Source organism: Paludibaculum fermentans, assembly GCF_015277775.1.
GTDB lineage: Bacteria > Acidobacteriota > Terriglobia > Bryobacterales > Bryobacteraceae > Paludibaculum > Paludibaculum fermentans.
The window spans coordinates 6,385,534-6,403,634 of sequence record NZ_CP063849.1 but is presented as its reverse complement, the minus strand read 5'-3'; the positions used below and the strand labels follow the sequence as shown (position 1 = coordinate 6,403,634).

The window sequence follows — 18,101 nt, the reverse complement described above, 5'->3', positions numbered from 1 at the left end:
GAAATGCCCGAGGATCGATTGAATTCGCGCCGTGCGTTCCTGGCTACCGCGGCGGCTGCCGCGTCGGCCATGACGGCGCGCGCAGAGAAGAACATCAAGCCCGGAATCACGGCCAAGAGCGCTTCGCGCACGCTGGGCGCCAACGACCGTATCCGCGTCGGCATGATCGGTGTCGGCATCATGGGTACGGGGCACCTGCGGGCGTTCGCGCGGCAGGCCGAGGCCGATAAAGATATCGAGATCACCGCGATCTCGGATGTTTACAAGCGTCACCGCGAGCGCGCGCAGGCGATTTCGAAGATCGACGCCAAGAACATCGTGGTGGACTACCGCGACGTGCTGAAGCGCGATGACGTGGATTGCGTGCTGATAGCGACGCCGGACCACTGGCATGCGCAGATGGCGATCGACGCGTTTGCGGCGGGCAAGGACGTGTACCTGCAGAAGCCGATCACGCTGACGGTGGATGAGTCGGCGCAGGTGATTGCGGCGGCGGCGAAGTACAAGCGTGTTTTGCAGGTGGGCAGCCAGTTCCTGTCCGACGCGCGGTGGCACAAGGTGAAGGAGTTGATCGGGGAAGGCGCGATCGGCGAGGTCCTCTGGGGCCAGACGACTTACAGCCGCAACTCGATTGTGGGTGAGTGGAACTACTACGTCGACGAGGAAGCCACGCCCGAGAACATCGACTGGACGCGCTGGCTGGGCTCCGCCAAGAAGCGGCCGTTCAGCGCCGAGCGGTTCTTCCGGTGGCGCAAGTATTGGGAGTATTCGAACGGCATCGCGTCGGATCTGTTCTATCACCGCGTGGGTCCGATGTTGTTTGCGATGGGCGCGCAGTTCCCGACGCGGGTGTCGGGCGCGGGCGGCATCTATGTACAGAAAGACCGCGAAGTACCGGATACGCTGGGGATCATGGCCGAGTACGGCAAGTTCATGATCGTGGTGGCCGGCTCGATGGCGAACATGTCGGCCAACAAGTACCTGCCAGAGGTGGTTTACGGCCACTCGGGCACCATCCTGGTGGAGAACGACAAGGTCACCGTGACTCCGGAGCGCATCGCCAAGGCCCTGAACCGGCCCACGGAGGTCAAGACCTTCGACTTCCCGACGGCTGTGCGCGACATGGCGCGGCGGCATAGCGACAACTTCTTCTCGTGCATGCGGACGAGGCAGACCCCGGTGCTTGGACCGGAACTGGCGCACCAGATCATGGTCTCGGTGATGCTGGGCTGTGAGAGCTGGCGGACGGGCGAGATGAAGCTGTTCGATCCCAGCACGCAGAAGCGGGGCAAGAAGGCCGCGACGCGGGAAGGGTTCGAGGGCGACGGCAAGAACAATCCGGGCGGCCCGCGGAAAGAACCGTCGGTCTAGTCCGGTCGTTGGTAAAGAAGCGGGCGGCAGCTCTTCGGGACTGCCGCCCTTTGTTCGCAGGAAATCCGCCCAGCGGCGTGAATCAGGCCGCTTGCGGCAGGGTCATCCGCTCTTCGAGGAAGTTCTTCATGGCCTGGCGGCCGCGGTAGAGGTGCACCTTGATGGTGTTGACCGGGATCTTGAGGCGTCCGGCGATCTCTTCGATGCTGAGATCCTCACTGAGGCGCAGTTTCATGGCCTTGCGGTAGGCCGGTTTTACGGCGCGCAGGCTCATCTGGATGAGGTTCGAGGTCTCGTCGCGCAGGTAGAGCTCTTCCGGGTTGCTGGTGGTGTCGGGCAGTTCGATCCGAAGGGGCTCGCCGTTGTTGTCAGGCACGTCCTCAATGGGCCGGAAGTCGTGCTTGCGGCGGCGCAGCAGCGTCAGGGACTCGTTGAGGGTGATGCGCGTGATCCAGGTGGAGAAGGACGCGTCGCCGCGGAAACGGTCGAGTTTGGTGAAGGCGGCGACAAAGGCCTGCTGAGTGGCGTCCTCGGCATCTTCGGGGCTGCGAACGACGCGGAGGGCGGTGCGCAGCATGCGCGGCCAGTACTCTTTCGTCAACTCGTCGAACGCGGTGCGGTCGCCATTTTGTGCGCGGAGGATCAGTTCGTGCTCTCCGGTCAGCCTGGTAGTTTGCGTGGTGGTCATTACTGATTCCTCCTGTGCATGTCCAGAATGCACGACAGCGGGGTGGCGGGCAGAGTGAGAAGTGGTGATCTCACGGTGAGAAGTCTCGCGCTACAATCGGGGAATCCGGCAGGGGAAGCCCAAGGAATGCAAAGGGATAGCGTCGAAGCAGCACTGGCGAAGATCGATAAGTCGAAGCCGTTCCGGCAGTCGGAGCGGATGCGCCGGTTTCTGCGTTTCGTGGTGGAACGGGCTCTGGATGGGGACAGCGAGGCGCTGAAAGAGTATACGGTCGGCATGGCAGTATTCGACCGGCCGGACGACTTTGACCCTCGAATCGACTCGATTGTTCGCGTCGAGGCCCGCCGTCTGCGCCGGAAGCTCAATGAGTATTACGAGAGCGAAGGCAAAAGCGATTTCGTACGGATCAATTTGCAGGAGGGCACCTACGCGCCGACGTTTGCGACGGGCGGGCCTCCCGCACTGCCACCCCCGGCCAAGGCAGACCCGAACGCGCCGCACATCATTACCGGCGACGCCTACCAACTGCTGCTGGAGGGACGTCATTTCGCCAACCGCATGACCCCCGCGCACTTGCGGCGAAGCATCGAGTGTTTCCAGCGGGCGATTCACCTGGATCCGCAGTTTGCCGCGGCGTATGCGGCGGTGGGCGGCTCGATTCTCCAGTTGGCGCTCTTCGGCAATATTTCGCCCTCGGTGGTGATGACGGATGCAGGGCTGGTGATCTACCGGGCGTTGACGCTGAGCCCCGACCTCGCCGCGGGCCACCTGTGGCGGGGCTTCCTGAACGCCGCCCTGCTGTGGAACTGGGTCGAGGCCGAAGTGGATTACGAACGGGCGCTGGAACTGAATCCCAGCCTGGTGCAGGCGCGGCTCTTCTACGCGGCGACGGTGATGAATCCGCAGGGCCGGTTTCTGGAAGCGCGAGCCCACCTGGGGGCCGCGGCGCTGCTGGATCCGGCCTCAGTGATGCTGAGCGCGGCCACGGGCATGACCGAGTACTTCTCGGGCGATTATGAAGCGGCGCTGGAGCACTACCGGCGAGCGATTGAGTTGAACTCGTCGTTCTATGGCGCGCACCGGCTGATGGCGTACGCCCTGCTCGCGCTGGGGCGCGGGGATGAAGCGCTGCGGTCACTGGAACTGGCGGAGCCGCTGGCGGCCGGCGATCCAAGGCTGCTGGCGACGCAAGGCTACGTCCAAGGCCGGCTGGGCCATGTGGAGAAGGCGACACAGATCCTGGAGTCGCTGGCGGCCCTTTCGGCGGATTCTTATGTGTCCGCCTATGACCGGGCGCTGATCCATCTGGGCCTGGGGCAGCATGACGAGGCCTGCCGGCTGCTGGTGGAGGCTACGGCCGAGCACGAGCCGTGGCTGATCATGCTGCGGGTCGATCCCATCTTTGCGCCGCTGCACGGCTTCGCGCCGTTTCAGGATCTGGTGGGCAGGATCCTTCCTCCGGAGACCAAATGAAGACCGTGTATCTGTGGTTCGTCCTGGCCGCCACCGCCGCGGCGCAAGGGCCTGCGTCCGCGCCGGCGCCGGTAGAGGAGATGGTGGCGGGCATGACGCGCTATCTGCAGAAGCTGACGGCAGAATCGGCTGCGGGGCGCAAGCCAACGCCCGAGAAGCTGCGGCGGATGATCGGCGCGGTGGATGAGCGGGTGCCCTTCCAGGAGCCGGACCTGCGGCTGCGCGGAGAGACGGCGGTTTACCGTGTCTTCGCGGCGCGCTGGCCGGTGCTGGACGGGGTGACGGCGGAGGGGCTCTACTATCAGCCGAAGACCGGCGCCCGGATGCGGGTTGTCGTGCTGTCTGACAATGTCACGCGGGCCCGGGCACTGGCGGCGGCCGGCTGCGAGGTGCTGGCTCCGGTTCTCATCGATACGAAATCGACCTATAGCGGGAATCCGGCGCTGGGTTTGCAGACGGAGCAGCCGCACCGGGAGTGGATCTACCGCATGGCGTTCCCCGTGGGCCGCCATATCTACGGGTATGAGGTGGAGAAGGCGCTGGCGGCGGTGGACTGGTTCGCCTCGAAGCAGCCGGCGATGCCGATTGCGGTGTACGGAGAGGGAGAGGGCGCGGCGGAGGCGGTGTTCGCGGGCGTGTTGGATGCAAGGATCGCGAAGATCGAGGCGCGCGGCTTCTCGATCGAATCGCCGGCGCTGTGGCAGCAGCCGATCTACCGCAATGTGTTCGGACTGCTGCGCGACTTCGGCGATGCGGAATTCGCCGCGCTGCTGGGCGCCCGGGCGGGGCAACTGCCTGTGGCCGCTGTGCTGCCCGATAACATGGAGCCGGAGATCCACATGCGGCAGCAGGTTTGGGAACTGGTGGACTACACGCAACGGCTGGTGGCGGCTTCAGAGAATGTCCGGGCGGCGTTGTGGAAGGACGCGGGGCCGAAGAAGGTCGCCGAGAAATTTCTGGATGAAGTGATCGGGCGGCTGCCGGGTCCGGCGAGCGCTTCGAATGTGCGGCGCGCGTTCCATCAGGATGGCGGGCAGTGGGTGGCGTACTCGATTCAGTTCGATGTGCGGCCCGAGGTATTTGGCTCGGGCTACCTGCTGGTGCCGAAGGACCTGAAGCCCGGCGAGAAGCGGCCCCTGGTGGTGGTGCAGCATGGGTTGAACGGGCTGGCGGATGTGTACTTCGGGCAGAAGGAAGGCCGCGGGTTGGAGGTGTATCGCAATCTGGGGGCACAGTTGGCGGATCTTGGCTTCATTGTGTACTCGGCGCAGAATCCGACGGTCGGCGAGTTCCGGCATCTGGCGCGGCTGGCCAATCCGCTGGGCCTGTCGCTGTACTCGTTGATCCGGGCGCAGTATGAGACGCTGACGGACTGGCTGGTGACGCTGCCCGAGGTGGATGCCACGCGGCTGGGGTTCTATGGGTTGAGCTACGGCGGCAAGACGGCGCTGCGCGTACCGGTGTTCGATGAGCGGTATCGCGTGGTGGTGTGCGGCGGGGACTTCAACGAGTGGATCAGGAAGCTGACCACGGTGGACGAGCGCTACAGCTACATGTTCACGAAGGAGTACGAGATTCTCGAGTGGAACATGGGGCATGTGGCGAGCCATGCGGAGCTGGCGATGATAATGGCTCCGCGGGCGTTCCTGGTGGAGCGGGGGCATCGCGACGGTGTGGGGAAAGACGAGTGGGTAGCGTATGAGTATGCCAAGGTGAGGCGGTTCTACGAAGAGGCCGGCCTCGGCGAGCAGACGAGGATTGCGTTCTTCAACGGGCCGCACCGGGTGGATGGTCCGGCGGCGATCGAGTTCCTGAGGAAGATGCTGGGGTGGTGAAGGCGCGGTAGAATCTCGTCGAAAGGCCTTTGCAATGAACTCAGTGGTACGGCGTCATGCGATGGCTTGGGTCGCACTGACGCTGGTGCTGGCGGTGCACGTGGCGGATGAGGCCGTGCACGATTTTCTCGGTTTCTACAATCCCTTCGTGATGATGCTGCGGGACGTGCTGCTGATCCAGTGGCTGCCCACCTACGAATTTGGGGAGTGGCTGGCCGGATTGATTGCGGCGGTGGTGCTGCTGCTGATCGCCTCACGGGCGGCGTTCCGCGGGGCACGGTGGATTCAATGGGCCTCGTTGCCCTATGGGCTGATCCTGCTGCTGAACGGCTGCGTGCACATTGCGGGTTCTCTTTACTTCCAGAGGATGCTGCCGGGGGTGCTGTCGGCTCCGCTGCTGGTGGTGGCGGGTGCGTGGCTGCTGGTCAGGGCTGCCGCAGCGTTACGAGCGTAGCGCCCCAGCCGCCGGCGCCTTCGGGCGCGTCGCGAAACTCCAACACATAGGGTGTGCGCGCCAGGGTCTTGCGGACCATCTCACGCTGCACGCCGATGCCGCGGCCGTGGATGATGCGCAAGGCGGTGAAGCCGCGGGCGTGCGCCTCTTCGAGATAGGCTTCGACGGCCGCCTTCACATCCCGGGGTGCGAAGGGGTGGAGGTCGAAGACATCGGTGATTGGAACCTCGACAGGCTCATTTTCGGAATTCATGGATCTCGAAGATGGGCACGCCGTGGCGGTCGCTGATCACTTTGTAGAGCTCGTCGCGATAGCCGCGTTCGGCGGCGAAATCGAGCAGTTTTTTACGGACTCCGACGAAGGCTTCGTGGCCTTCGGTGTGGGTGACGAAGACGGTGGAGGGGTCGGCCATATAGCCTTCGAGGTGCTGGACGTTCAGCGGCTCAGGCAGGCCGATGACGATGGCGTCGCTGGTGCGATGGAAGCCGATTTTGCCGTTGCCATAGAACTCCACCTGCTGGGTGATGCCCCAATCCGTGCCGAAGAAGAGCTTGCCGGGGCGGCTGCCGATCTCGGCGACGAGCGGGCGGATGGCGTCGCTCCAGATGACGGTGGGTCCGCAGGCGATGAAGTGGGCGAGATAGGTGTTGAGGACGGTCAGGTTCGAGACGACGCAGAGGAGGACGATGGCGGAGGCGATGCGGAAGCCGCGGCGCGGCCAGCGGCGATAGATCTCACCGACCATCAGCCCGGCCAGGATCTGCGGGATGGGCCACAGGAGGACGGTGTGGTGGGCGGAGCCTCCGGCACTCTTCGTGAGCAGCATGAGGATGTAGGTGAAAAGCCCGCCGAGCACGAATAACAGGGCGGCTTTGCGATTGGGACCGCTCCAGCAGAGGACGGGCGCGATGAACAGCGCCAGGACGAGCAGGATGTGCTGCAGGCTATTGCGCGGGTTGCCGAGTTTGCCGTTGAGGAAGAGCGGGATCTTCTCCCACGACTTGAGGTTGAGGACCGCGCCTTCGGGGTCTTCCCGCACAATGTAGCCCATGAGACCGCTGCCGTCGAGGGTGCGGTCGAGCATGACGAGCTTGTCGAGCGGGTGCTGCTCGTCCATCTCGGTATTGGCGGTGATGGTGCGCAGCTTGTGGATCTTGTTGTAGTAGAGGAACGGCGCGGCGCCGAGGACAAAGCCGAGCACGACGGCGGCGAGATGGCGGCGATTCTTCGCCAGGGCGAGGAGTTGTCGCGGGAAGACAGCCAGCAGCGCGACGGAGAATCCGCCCAGCAGCCAGATGAAGAGTGCTTTGTCCCAGAGGGCGAGGCCGGCGCAGAGGGAGCCGATGAACAGCCAGCGGCGGCGTTGATCGGTGCTGAAGCGCACGAAGCAGTAGACAGCTCCGGTGAAGAGGATGTGCTGGAGCGCGACGGGTCCCCAATCGAAGACATCGGTGAGCAGGAAGAGCGCGTCGGTCGCGAGCAGGAGGGCGAGGAGGAAGGCGGTCTTCCAGCCGCTGAGCCGTTTGAGGATGAGGTAGAGCAGGAAGACGGAGGCTCCGCCCATGAGCAGCACGGGGATGCGGAGGGTGGCGTTGCCGGCGCCGAAGAAGTACAGGATTGGGGCGTAGATGGCGGCCTTGAGCGAGCCGATGTACGTCATGAGCATGATGGGCACCTTCACGGCGCCGAACTTCATGGCGTACTCGACATATTGCGGGCTGTGGATCGACATGACGAAGAGCGTCTCGTCGTACTGTGCGCCCGGATAGGGGAGGAAGATGAGGCCCAAGGCCAGGAATAGCCCGCAGGCGAGGAGCCCGGCCAGATAAGGCAAAGATCGTTGAAACATTACTACCCGCCGATGGAATACATGGGCCGAGGCGGAGCGACGAACTTCGCGGTGTTGATCTCGTGGCCCTGCCACTTGGCCCACACCACGTCCCGGATGACCTGCCGGATGGCATCGTCTCCGGCGTTTCCGCGCAACAGGCCCTTCACGTCAGTCTCTTCAATCGCAAACAGGCAGTATCGCAGCTTTCCATCCGAGGTAATGCGGAGACGGTTGCAGTTGAGGCAGAAGGGGCGGCTGACGGAGGCGATGAAGCCGATGGCGCCGCCGCCATCTTTCCAGCGATACTCGAGCGCCGGAGCGCGGGGGTCGGGGTCCGGCATGACTTCCAGCGGCCCGATGCCGGCTTCCAGCAGGCCGATCATCTCGTCGGTGAGGAGCACCTTGCGGTGGTCCCACAGGCCCTGGGCGTCCAGGGGCATGAATTCGATGTAGCGGATCTCGATGCCACGCTCGCGACCGAAGCGGGCGAGGGGCACGATGTCGGGCTCGACCAGATTCTTGACGGCGACGGCATTGATTTTGATGGGTCCGAAGCCCAACTGCTGGGCGCGGTCGATGCCGGCCAGGACGCGCGGCAGGTCGTCGCGGCGCGTGATCTGGTGGAAGCGCTCGCGATCGAGGGTGTCGAGGTGGACGTTCAAGCGGCGCAGCCCGGCGGCGTAGAGGGCCTCGGCCTGTTCGGCCAGCAGGACGCCGTTGGTGGTGAGGGCGATGTCCTTGACGCCTTCGATGGCGGTGAGTTTCTCTACGAGAACTGGAAGATCCTTGCGGACCAGGGGTTCACCGCCGGTAATGCGGATCTTATTGACGCCCAGGGAAACGGCGACGCGGGCGAAGTGCTCGATTTCCTCGAAGGTGAGGATCTCGGAGCGCTGCATGAACTGGACGCCGTCCTCGGGCATGCAGTAGAAGCAGCGGATGTTGCAGCGGTCTGTGACGCTGATGCGCAGGTTGTCGTGGACGCGCCCGAAGGTATCGATGAGAGGTGTGGACGCGGGCGTCATCAGGGGTCCCTTTCGCTTAGCGCAGGGCGAGCATGCGTTCGACGGGGCGCCGGGCGCGATCCATCAGTTCGGCGGTGAGTTCCACGCGCGGGGTGAGGTCGCGCAGGCAGTCGCGCAGTTTCTCGAGGGTATTGCGCTTCATGTACGGGCATTCGCTGCAGTTGCACTGCTCGTTGGCCACGAAGTGGAAAGTCTTTTCCGGCGCAAGGCGTTCGAGCGAGTGGCGGACGCCGCTCTCGGTCATGATGATGAATTCGTTGTGCGGGTGTTTGACGCACCAGTCGATGATGGCCGAAGTAGAGCCAATGAAATCGGCCAGGCGGAGGACGTCGGCCGGGCACTCGGGGTGGGCGGCGACGAGCGCGGTGGGGTGCTCCGCCTTGGCGGAGGTGACACGGCGCGCGGGGAAGGTGGCGTGGACGATGCAGGCGCCCTGCCAGATCTTCATGTTCTCGCGGCCGGTCTGCTGCTTCACGTAGTTGCCGAGGTTGATGTCGGGCAGGAAGAGGATGGGCTGGCCGGCCGGGATCGAATTGACCACCTGGACGGCGTTGCGCGAGGTGCAGAGGATGTCGCTCTCGGCCTTCACCTCGACGGAGGTGTTGATGTAGCTGACGATGGCATGGTCCGGATGGCGGTGTTTCCAGGCCTTGAGCTGATCGGCGGGGCAGGAGTCGACCAGACTGCAGCCGGCCTCACGGTCAGGCACGACGACGATGCGGTCCGGGTTGAGGACCTTCGCGGTCTCCGCCATGAACCAGACGCCGCAGAAGACGATGACGTCGCCTTCGAACTGCTGAGCTTTCCGGGCGAGTTCCAGGCTATCGCCGATGGAGTCGGCCAGTTCCTGGATCTCGGACTCCTGGTAGTGATGCGCGAGGAGGATTGCCTTGCGGTCGCGCTTCAGGTCCAGGATCTCTTCCGCAATGGTGTTGGTTGCCAGCATGGGCGTAATCTGACCTTATTGTATCAACCGTTTTCCACAAGAGCGGGGCGGATGGATCGGCCAAGCCCCAAGTACTGCAAGGACATGCGTGTCCTGAAGGCGGGACATTCTGTCCACACTGCCCGTGTCTAGATCCTGCCTGCGGCGAGTACTATACATATAAATCAATAACTTACATCCATCTGGAGATAGGGCCACTTGGCCAGGAACGTGCGATAACTCCTGCATGAGTGCCGGTCCTTTGCGAGTTGTCGTGGTTGCTCCGCATGCGGCGATGGCCTCGGAACTTCGCGCCCGATTTTTAGAGGAGGTAGGATTCGAGGTCGTCACTGTCCTTGCATCCTATCCGGGTGCGGAGCGGTTGAGACTGACGCTGGCGCATTTCCAGCCGGATTGCCTGTACCTGCAGTGCGACGATCTGCCCGCCTCGATGAAATTGCTGCAGACCCTGCACCAGATGGAGTTCCGCGGGCCGGTGGTGGCGTGTGCGATGCGGCACCAGCCGGATGCGGTGATCGACCTGCTGCGCGGCGGCGCTTTTGACTACCTGCATCTGCCCTTCGACGAATTCTCCTTTCGCGAAGTGGCGCAGCGTGTGGAGAGCCGTGCTCCACGAAACTCAGAGAGTTTTCTCCAGTGTGGCGCCCGGGTTGTGGGTTTTACGAGTAGTAAGCCCGGCTCAGGCGCCACGACCCTTGCTACCCAGGCCGCCTTCGCGTTGCGGAGGATGAGCGGGCGGCGGGTGTTGTCGATCGATTTGAATTTGCTTTCGGGTACGACTTCGGGTTGGGCCGAGGCGATGGTGCATCCGTTCGACGTAGTGGACGCGGTAGCGGCGCTGCCGGCGGGTGCGCGTTGTTTTAGCGAAGCCATTCAATTCAATGGCATCAGCATGCTGCCGGCCCCGGCGATTCCGGAGACGGATTCGGTGCCGGAGGAAGAGCTGCGTTCGTTGCTGCAGATGGCGCGGCAGTGTTTCGACTGGGTGGTGGTGGATCTACCATGCACCGCCGCTCCGGAGACGCTGGCGGCCGCGGCGCTGATGGATGATGTTGTGGTGGTGACGACTCCGGAACTGGCCAGCCTGAACACGCTACATCGAAATACGGAGCTGTTGTACGCGGCGGGGGTCGAACCGGCTTCGCTGCATGTCGCATTGAACCGGACGTCGAAGCGGGATCCGCTGCAGCCGGATGCGATATCGGCGGCGTTGAAGATGCACCTGTCGTGGATTCTGCCGAACGATTACTTTAGCTTGCAGGCGGCGGGACAGTTGGGACTGACGGGCGAGAGCGCGCTGGCCCTGGCAGTCAGGAAGATGGCTACTGACTTCTGCGGGACTCCGAAGGTGCACGGGGTGGAGGTGGACGGGGTGGCGGGGGAAGTTAGTTTGGCGGCGGCGGGGTAGGGCTTTCCGGTTGCGGATTGGGTTGGGGTAGTTCGGTTGGGTATCCGCTCACTGACGTTCGCGGCTCCGTTTGCCGGGCGGCTCCGTTTGTGGAGCGGCTCCGGGTGGGGTCAGTGCTTCTCGATGTCGCGGTGGGCGACTTTGGTGGCGTAACCCGCCTTGGCCAGACGCTTGTTGATCTCCTCAGCCATCATCACCGACCGGTGCTGGCCTCCTGTACAACCGATCGAGATCGTCAGGTAACTCTTGCCCTCCGCCGTGTAGTGCGGCATCAGGTAGAGCAGGAGGCTGGAGATACGCTCCATGAACTCCACCGTCTGGGGAAAGCTGCGGATATAGCGGGCGACTCCGGCGTTCTTGCCGGTGAGATTCTTGAACTCCGGGATGTAGTTGGGGTTCGGCAGAAACCGGACGTCGAAGACCAGATCGCTTTCCGGCGGGACGCCGTGGCGAAAGCCGAAGCTCATCACATAGACGCGGAGCTTGGCTTCGTCCGAGGCTCCGAAGTTCTCGATGATGCGCTTCCTGAGCTGGTGGACGTTGAGTTCGGTGGTATTGATGACGTGATCGGCCAGGGCTCGGATGGGTTCGAGCGTGCGGCGTTCGGAGCGCACGTTGCGCAGGACGCTGCGGTCGCCGCCTAGCGGGTGGGGGCGGCGGGTCTCGCTGTAGCGCCGGACGAGAGAATCGTCATCGGCGTCGAGGAAGATGAGGCGCGTGGAGATGCTGCGCCGGATTTTGGCGAAGACATCCGGGAACTGCTCCAGTTGCTCGCGTTCCCGGATGTCGACGACGAGCGCGGCGCGCCGGATGTTGGGCGAGTCGCGCGTGAGTTCCGCAAATTTGGGTATGAGGCCGAGGGGGAGATTGTCGACGGAATAGTAGCCGTGATCCTCCAGCGTTTTGAGGACAGTCCCCTTACCCGAGCCGCTGAGACCGGTGATGATCACCAGTTCGGGCTGTTGATCCCGCTTCGGTTGCTCTCCCACTCGTCCTTACTTAACCCCTTGTTTCTAAGGCCTAGGCCTCGACCAAATCCACCTTCCCGTCGCGGCGGCGTATGAGCACACTCACCTTGTCGGTCTCGCAATCGCGAAAAACCATGTAGTCGCGATCCTCTTCCATGGCGATCATCGCCTCGTCCACGGTCATTGGCTTGCCGCTGGATTTGCCGTTGGCCTTCACTACCTTGGCGGGCTTGGACTTCACCGGCTTGGCCTTGCTGGCTTTCGCGGGCTTGGCGGCGGGTACGGCGACGAGCGGCTCAGCGATCTCGGCCGCGGTGCGCTTGGTGCCGTCGCGCTTGGTGTCGCGCCACTTCTCGCGATTCTTCAAGGCCTGTTTCTCGACCTTGTCTACAGCTTCCATGGTGGCCGCGAACTGATCGGTCGCCGCACCGGCGCCGACCAGCGTGTGGTCATAGAAGTTGACACGTACCTCCGCGTGCTGCAGATGGCGCTGGACGCTCAAGATGACTTGAGCTTCCTTCTCTCCACGGCGTTCCAAAAGCTTGGAGAGCCGTGAGAACGCCATAGCGAGCTTACGCTCCTGCGACGGATTCAGCTTGTCCTGCTTGCCAGTAAAAGTGATTTTCATGGCCGTGCCTTTCTCCTTCGCCCATTCATCGATCGCGGGAGGAAGAAACTGTAGCTTAGTTCCGGACCCGGCGATGGTGGGTGGAGGGAATCTTCATATCCTCGCGGTATTTGGCCACCGTGCGGCGCGTGACCTGGATGCCCTGGGCCTGGAGCTTGGCGGCAATCTGGTCGTCGGTGAGAGGTTTGGCGGAGTCTTCTTCCTCAATCATTTTCTTCACCATGCGCTTCAAGGTTTGTAGCGGGATGCCGCCGCCCGAAGGTCCCTGCACTGCCTCTGAAAAGAAGAATCGCAGTTCAAAGACACCTTGCGGGGTGTGGGCGTACTTGCCGGCAACCGCGCGGCTGACCGTCGAGGGATGGACGCCGATCTCTTCGGCGACGTCCTTGATCATCATGGGCCGCAGCTCGTCGATTCCTTCTTCGAGGAACTCGCCCTGGCGGCGTACGATGCTTTGGCAGACCTTCAGGATGGTCTGCTTGCGTTGTTCGATGTTGCGGATGAGCTGCAGGGCCGACTGGAAGCGCTCCTTGATGTAATTGCGCGTATCCTTATCGGGTTCCTGCTCGCGGTCGAGCAGACGGCGGTAGCCGCCGTTCAACCGGAGTTGGGGCAGGTCCTCGTCGCTGATCTGGATGACGTAGTCGTCGCCATCCTTAAAGATATAGACATCCGGTTCGACCTGGCGGGCGCCGGGACCCGAGTAGCGGATGCCGGGCTTCGGATCGAGGTGGCGGATGACCTCGAGCGCGATCTGGATGTGCTCCATGGGCCGGCCCAGGAGGCGGGCGAGTTCCTTGACGCTCTTGGACTCGACCAGTTTCAGGTGGTCCTTAACGATCTGCCAGGCGACGCCGTCCTTGCCGTTGCGGCTTTCGATCTGGAGCAGCAGGCACTCCTGCAGCGAGCGGGCGGCGATGCCGGCGGGCTCCAGGCACTGAACCTCCTCGAGGGCAGCCTCGAGGTTGTCCATCGTGTAGCCTTCAGTCTCGGCGATTTCGTCCAGCGAGATGCAAAGGTAGCCTGTGTCGTCAAGATTTCCGATGATGGCGTCGGCCGCATCACGGACTTCGGGATCCATGACGAGCAGAGCCAGTTGCTGGCGCAGGTGCTCAGTCAGGGTGACGGGCGAGGAGAGAAACGTTTCGAACGAGGGTTTGTCGGAATCCTCGGAGGCGGGCGAACGGAAGCCCGGGTCCATCCACTCGTCGAAGTAGTTGCCAAAGTCGATCTGTTCGAAGGGATCGACGGCCTGGGCGGCGTCGGTGGAGACCTGCGTGTCGTAGTCGGAGGCGGCCTGGGCGGCCGGTTCGGCGCTTTCAGGCGCGTCGAAGCCGTCGGAGTCGCCTTCGTAGGTGGCGGCGGCGGCGTCCTTGGTCACCTGGAGCACGGCCGCGTCGGAGGGGGCCGGATCGCGTTCCAGTTCCAGCAGCGACTGCACTTCGGCAGGGGTCAGGTCTTCCCCGATCTCCCCTGTGTCTTCCAACACGGGGTTTTCGGCGATTTCCTGGGCGATCATTTCACGCAGCTCCAGCCGGTTCAACTGGAGTACCGTCACCATCTGGACAAGCCCAGGAGTGAGGATCTGTTTCTGCTTGACCGCGAGCTGAAGTCTCGGAGAGAGCAGGCTCATCTGAACCTCATCATAGCGCAGAGACCCGGCAAGTCCAGCCTTTTCGCCCGGTAGGGCGGACCGCTACGAGCCGAGTTCAAAACCTTCGCCGAGGTAGATGCGGCGGACGTCGGGATCCATGGCGAGGGCAGAGGGGGTGCCGGCGCGGAAGATGCGGCCGTTGTTGATGATGTAGGCACGGTCAGTGACGGCCAGCGTTTCCCGCACGTTATGGTCAGTAATCAGGATGCCGATTCCGTTCGTCCTGAGATCGGAGATGATGCGCTGGAGTTCGAGAACCTGAATGGGATCGATGCCTGAAAACGGTTCATCGAGCAGTAGAAATTGTGGATTGATGGCGAGGGAGCGTGCGATTTCGACGCGGCGGCGCTCACCACCGGAGAGCATGTAGCCCTTGTTCTTGCGGACATGCTCAAGGCCCATCTGCTCCAGCAGGAGTTCGAGGCGCTCGCGCCGTTCGCGGCCGGAGATGGGCAGGGTTTCGAGGATGGCGAGCAGGTTCTCTTCGACGGAGAGCTTGCGGAAGACCGAGGGTTCCTGCGGCAGGTAGCTGATGCCGACGCGCGCCCGCTCATACATGGCCAGGGGGGTGATCTCCTGATTTTCCAGGTAGATGCGGCCGGAGTCTGGGCTCACCAAGCCAACAATCATGTAGAACGAGGTGGTTTTGCCGGCGCCGTTGGGTCCCAGCAGGCCTACGACTTCGCCCATTTCGACCGATACCGAGACACTATCAACGACCCGGCGGCCACGGTAGGTCTTCGAGATCTCTTCGGTGCGAAGCGTGCGGCGCAGGTCGCCGTTTCCGTTATTGCCCACTACCTGTATTATCCACGAAGGTCCGCCAAAAGACTCATCCCATTGACGGATGGGCACCCGCGCGGAGCCATTACTTCTTCTTTTCGGCGCGGTTGACGCGGCTGACGGATTGGCCGGAGCCGGTGTTGTCGACGGTCAGCTTGTCCTGGCGGGAGTACCAGATGATCTCGTTGCCGCGGGTGGTGCCCTTCTTGGAGTCGACGACGACCGGGGATCCGCCATTCAGGATGATCTTGTCTTCGTCGAGGTAGTACTCGGCATGTTCACCGTTGCCGGTGCGGGAGCGGCCCGGACTCCGCTGCACCATCTCGACCTTACCGTCAGCGAACATGTGGTCGAGCTTGGTCTCGTCGCCGCCGTCCTTGCTGGGTTCGACTTCGAACCAGGCACGGAGCTGGCTGGATTTGACGTTGAGGTCGGGGCGGTCGAGGACGACTCCGCCGGTGTAGGTGGCGAGTTTCGTCTTGTCGTTGTAGACCATCGCCGGAGCCTTGACCACAGTGAAGACATTGGCCTTCTTCTTCCTGGCGCCGGCGGCGGGCGCGGCTTCGGGTTTGTCGCGCTGGTCCGGCAGTTCACTGATGACGTCGCCGGTGGCTTCGAGGGTCTTGGCGGTCTTGTCGATGAAGATCTCGCGCGCCTGGAGGCGGCTGCTGGCCTGCCACATGATGGCGTTGCCGGAGTAGTGGATCTTCTGATTCTTCTCCTGCGTGGTCATTTTGGCGGCGCGGGCCTGGAGAGGCTCCTTGGACGAGAGCATGCCCTCGCTGGTGTCCTTCTTGTCCGGCTGGCGGGTGGAGGAGACGTTGCCCGTGGCGGTCATGTCGCCGGTTTTCTGGTCGAGCAGGATCTCGTCGGCGGAGGTGGAGCCGGTCTCGTCCCACATGCGGCCGCGTCCGGTGAGGGTGATGAGCTCCTTGTCGGAGTCCATGAAGGCCTTGTCGGCGGTGGCGCGGCGGGTTCCTTCTTCGTATTCGAAATTGTTCCACTGCTCGAGGCGGGACATCTGGCCGGTCTTGGGATCAAACTCGGCCTGGAGGTCCTGGCTCTTCGTCAGGGTGATGACGGGTTTCTTCAGTTTGTCGTTCGGTTTGGGATCGGACTCGGTGCGCGTGTTCACCTTGACGGAGCGGAACTTCTCGATGGCGTTGTCGGCCCCGTAGTCGATCCAGATGCGCTCGCCGTTCATGATGCGGTGGCGGTCGCCCTTCTTGGCGGCGAGGAACTCCACCTGGCCGGGAGCGAGGGTCACCACCTTGTCGATCTCCTTGCCGCCGGGCCGCATATTGAGTTCGATGGCTTCGCTGGAGAGGATGCGAGCACCTTTGGGCGGTGCGCCGGGCTTCTGCGCGGCCTGGGATTCGACGCGGGACTGGCCGCGCGCGAGCACGTGCTTCAACGTGCTGCCATCCTCCTTGTTCTTGCTCTCCTCGCCCGGCACATCGAAGTCCATGTCGAACCGGTTGGCGGTGACGGTGGTCTTGCCGGCGGGGGTGGTGGAGACGAGCTTGGCGTGCTCCGACGCGTCGAGCTTCTGGATCTCCGCCTTGGGCGTGAAGAACATGTTCAGGAAGTCGGCCTGGTACTCGACGAGCCGGGCGGGCATCTGGTCGCGGCCCACGGCGGACTTGGCCTCGACGTGATCGAGCAGGCCGTGTTTGAGAATGACGACGGTGTCCTTCGCGTCGAGGGTAAAGCCGGCGCGCTGGAGCTTGGCGTAGGGGGAGAGGAAGATCTCAGTGGTCACCTCGTTATAAGTGAGGGTGCCGGACTCGAGGTGCATGGGCGGCTTCTTCTCATCCTTGCCGCGCCAGTCTAGTTTTACCTCGGACTTCATGAAGAGGACGCGGTTTGAGGGATCGTAGGTGGCCCCGACACATTCGCCGTTCCCCTGGTCGAACTCGAAGGACGCGGCGCGTTCGGTGCTGACCTTGGAGGACTTCACGTCCAGGGTGACGCCGGAGGTCCTGATCTTGAGGAGGCGGCCGGAGGGAGCACCGTCGACGCCGAGGTTGGTGGTGATCTCCACGTCGCCTTCGGAGTACATGAGGCCGCCCTGCTGGTCGAGCGAGGCGCGCTTGCTCTTGACGAGATCGTACTTGGCTCCGGTTTTGTCGTGGATCTCCATCTCGAGGTCCTCGAAGAGGATGGCCGGTGGATCCTTGATCTGCTGCATGTGTTTGGAGCGGATCTTGAGGCGGGTTTTGTCGCCGGAGGTTTTCTCCCATTCCCAGGTGGGGGAATCGAAGGCGGTATTGGCAGGGAGGGGCGCGGAGATGTGGGGGCGCTTTTTGCGATTGACCTTCCGCTGAGTTATGAAGATGGAGGAGACGACGCCAATGATGGAGAAGATGGCGAGCAGGATCAGCCAGCGGGCCCGCCGGAGCATGCCTTCAGCATAGCATTTAGGGGGCGGTGGAAACGGGCAGGGGGCCAATCTCCAGATATGAGTCCATAGCGCTCAGATTTTCTTCCGATCCCTTCGCGTTATGAGCTCGATCAACGTTTTTACTAGGTGACGATGCAATTTTATTTCATTTGTTTTCATATATTTACACAAAGTTATTGTCACTCTTCGGCGGATTGTGCTAATAATAGTCTCGGTGATCGATCCACCTCGGATCGGCAAATCCAATACTCCCTATTGAGTCGAAACCAACGGAGGTTTTGAGAGCTATGCAAATCCGTCCCCTCTATGACCGGCTGGTTGTGCGCCGGATCGAGAATCAGGAAACGGTACTGAACGGGATCATCATCCCGGACTCGGCCAAAGAAAAGCCTCAGGAAGCGGAAGTCATGGCAGCGGGCCGTGGCAAGCGTCTGGAAGACGGCACTGTTGTGCCGTTGGACGTGAAGGTCGGCGACCGGATCCTCTTTGGCAAGTACTCCGGAAGCGACATCAAGATTGACGGCCAGGAATATCTGATCCTTCGCGAAGACGAAGTACTGGGCATTCTCGACCCGGTCGCGGTGACCGCGTAAGCGGTTCGCAAGTCAAGCTGGATCCACAGGGTAACCCTA

Annotated in this window: 16 protein-coding genes; 6 read left to right on the top strand and 10 right to left on the bottom strand. The window is 62.7% G+C overall.

Going from position 1 to position 18,101, the window contains the following annotated elements:
• Positions 1–3 precede the first annotated feature (3 nt).
• The gene (locus IRI77_RS25210; RefSeq protein WP_194447761.1) at positions 4–1,371 is read left to right on the top strand and encodes a Gfo/Idh/MocA family protein; all 1,368 of its coding nucleotides are present in this window, start codon (positions 4–6) and stop codon (positions 1,369–1,371) included.
• An 82-nt stretch (positions 1,372–1,453) separates the two neighbouring features.
• Here the strand turns inward: IRI77_RS25210 and IRI77_RS25205 are convergent, their stop codons facing one another.
• Positions 1,454–2,059, bottom strand: coding sequence for an RNA polymerase sigma factor (locus tag IRI77_RS25205; protein ID WP_194447760.1), 606 nt, complete (start codon positions 2,057–2,059; stop codon positions 1,454–1,456).
• Positions 2,060–2,185: 126 nt separating this feature from the next.
• Between IRI77_RS25205 and IRI77_RS25200 the strand changes: the two genes are divergently transcribed.
• The 3 genes from IRI77_RS25200 to IRI77_RS25190 are packed head-to-tail and all read left to right on the top strand — an operon-like array spanning position 2,186 to position 5,821.
• Positions 2,186–3,532 carry a tetratricopeptide repeat protein gene (locus tag IRI77_RS25200; protein ID WP_194447759.1) on the top strand — a complete coding sequence of 449 codons (1,347 nt, stop codon included), beginning with the start codon at positions 2,186–2,188 and terminating at the stop codon, positions 3,530–3,532.
• A complete protein-coding gene (locus IRI77_RS25195; RefSeq protein ID WP_194447758.1) occupies positions 3,529–5,367 on the top strand; it encodes an alpha/beta hydrolase family protein in 1,839 nt (612 codons plus the stop codon). Before IRI77_RS25200 ends, IRI77_RS25195 begins: the two co-directional genes overlap by 4 nt.
• Positions 5,368–5,401: 34 nt before the next feature.
• The gene (locus IRI77_RS25190) at positions 5,402–5,821 is read left to right on the top strand and encodes a hypothetical protein (protein WP_194447757.1); all 420 of its coding nucleotides are present in this window, start codon (positions 5,402–5,404) and stop codon (positions 5,819–5,821) included.
• On the opposite strand, the gene IRI77_RS25185 is transcribed toward IRI77_RS25190, so the two are convergent.
• From IRI77_RS25185 to nadA, 4 genes are read right to left on the bottom strand one after another with little or no spacing between them, the layout of a single operon-like run.
• Complete coding sequence (locus IRI77_RS25185; RefSeq protein ID WP_194447756.1) at positions 5,793–6,074, bottom strand: Smr/MutS family protein; 282 nt, start codon at positions 6,072–6,074, stop codon at positions 5,793–5,795. The genes IRI77_RS25190 and IRI77_RS25185 overlap by 29 nt on opposite strands.
• A complete protein-coding gene (locus tag IRI77_RS25180) occupies positions 6,058–7,671 on the bottom strand; it encodes an ArnT family glycosyltransferase (RefSeq protein ID WP_194447755.1) in 1,614 nt (537 codons plus the stop codon). Before IRI77_RS25180 ends, IRI77_RS25185 begins: the two co-directional genes overlap by 17 nt.
• Before the next feature lie 2 nt (positions 7,672–7,673).
• The gene (gene moaA, locus IRI77_RS25175) at positions 7,674–8,678 is read right to left on the bottom strand and encodes a GTP 3',8-cyclase MoaA (protein WP_194447754.1); all 1,005 of its coding nucleotides are present in this window, start codon (positions 8,676–8,678) and stop codon (positions 7,674–7,676) included.
• A gap of 16 nt (positions 8,679–8,694) precedes the next feature.
• On the bottom strand, positions 8,695–9,624 hold the full coding sequence (nadA, locus tag IRI77_RS25170; protein ID WP_194447753.1) for a quinolinate synthase NadA: 930 nt from the start codon (positions 9,622–9,624) through the stop codon (positions 8,695–8,697).
• Between the two features lie 226 nt (positions 9,625–9,850).
• Here nadA and IRI77_RS25165 point away from each other — a divergent pair, with 226 nt between their 5' ends.
• On the top strand, positions 9,851–11,032 hold the full coding sequence (locus IRI77_RS25165) for an AAA family ATPase (protein ID WP_194447752.1): 1,182 nt from the start codon (positions 9,851–9,853) through the stop codon (positions 11,030–11,032).
• A 110-nt stretch (positions 11,033–11,142) separates the two neighbouring features.
• On the opposite strand, the gene rapZ is transcribed toward IRI77_RS25165, so the two are convergent.
• The 5 genes from rapZ to lptC form a co-directional block, all read right to left on the bottom strand.
• Positions 11,143–12,021, bottom strand: a complete 879-nt coding sequence (rapZ, locus tag IRI77_RS25160) for an RNase adapter RapZ (RefSeq protein ID WP_194447751.1) — start codon at positions 12,019–12,021, stop codon at positions 11,143–11,145.
• 31 nt (positions 12,022–12,052) lie between these two features.
• On the bottom strand, positions 12,053–12,628 hold the full coding sequence (locus tag IRI77_RS25155; RefSeq protein ID WP_194447750.1) for a ribosome hibernation promotion factor: 576 nt from the start codon (positions 12,626–12,628) through the stop codon (positions 12,053–12,055).
• Positions 12,629–12,683: 55 nt separating this feature from the next.
• Complete coding sequence (gene rpoN, locus IRI77_RS25150) at positions 12,684–14,261, bottom strand: RNA polymerase factor sigma-54 (RefSeq protein WP_194447749.1); 1,578 nt, start codon at positions 14,259–14,261, stop codon at positions 12,684–12,686.
• Positions 14,262–14,324: 63 nt separating this feature from the next.
• On the bottom strand, positions 14,325–15,080 hold the full coding sequence (gene lptB, locus IRI77_RS25145) for an LPS export ABC transporter ATP-binding protein (RefSeq protein WP_228486311.1): 756 nt from the start codon (positions 15,078–15,080) through the stop codon (positions 14,325–14,327).
• A gap of 70 nt (positions 15,081–15,150) precedes the next feature.
• On the bottom strand, positions 15,151–17,469 hold the full coding sequence (gene lptC / locus IRI77_RS25140; protein ID WP_194447748.1) for an LPS export ABC transporter periplasmic protein LptC: 2,319 nt from the start codon (positions 17,467–17,469) through the stop codon (positions 15,151–15,153).
• A gap of 287 nt (positions 17,470–17,756) precedes the next feature.
• On the opposite strand from lptC, the gene IRI77_RS25135 reads away from it, so the two are divergent.
• Complete coding sequence (locus tag IRI77_RS25135) at positions 17,757–18,062, top strand: co-chaperone GroES (protein WP_194447747.1); 306 nt, start codon at positions 17,757–17,759, stop codon at positions 18,060–18,062.
• Positions 18,063–18,101 lie beyond the last annotated feature (39 nt).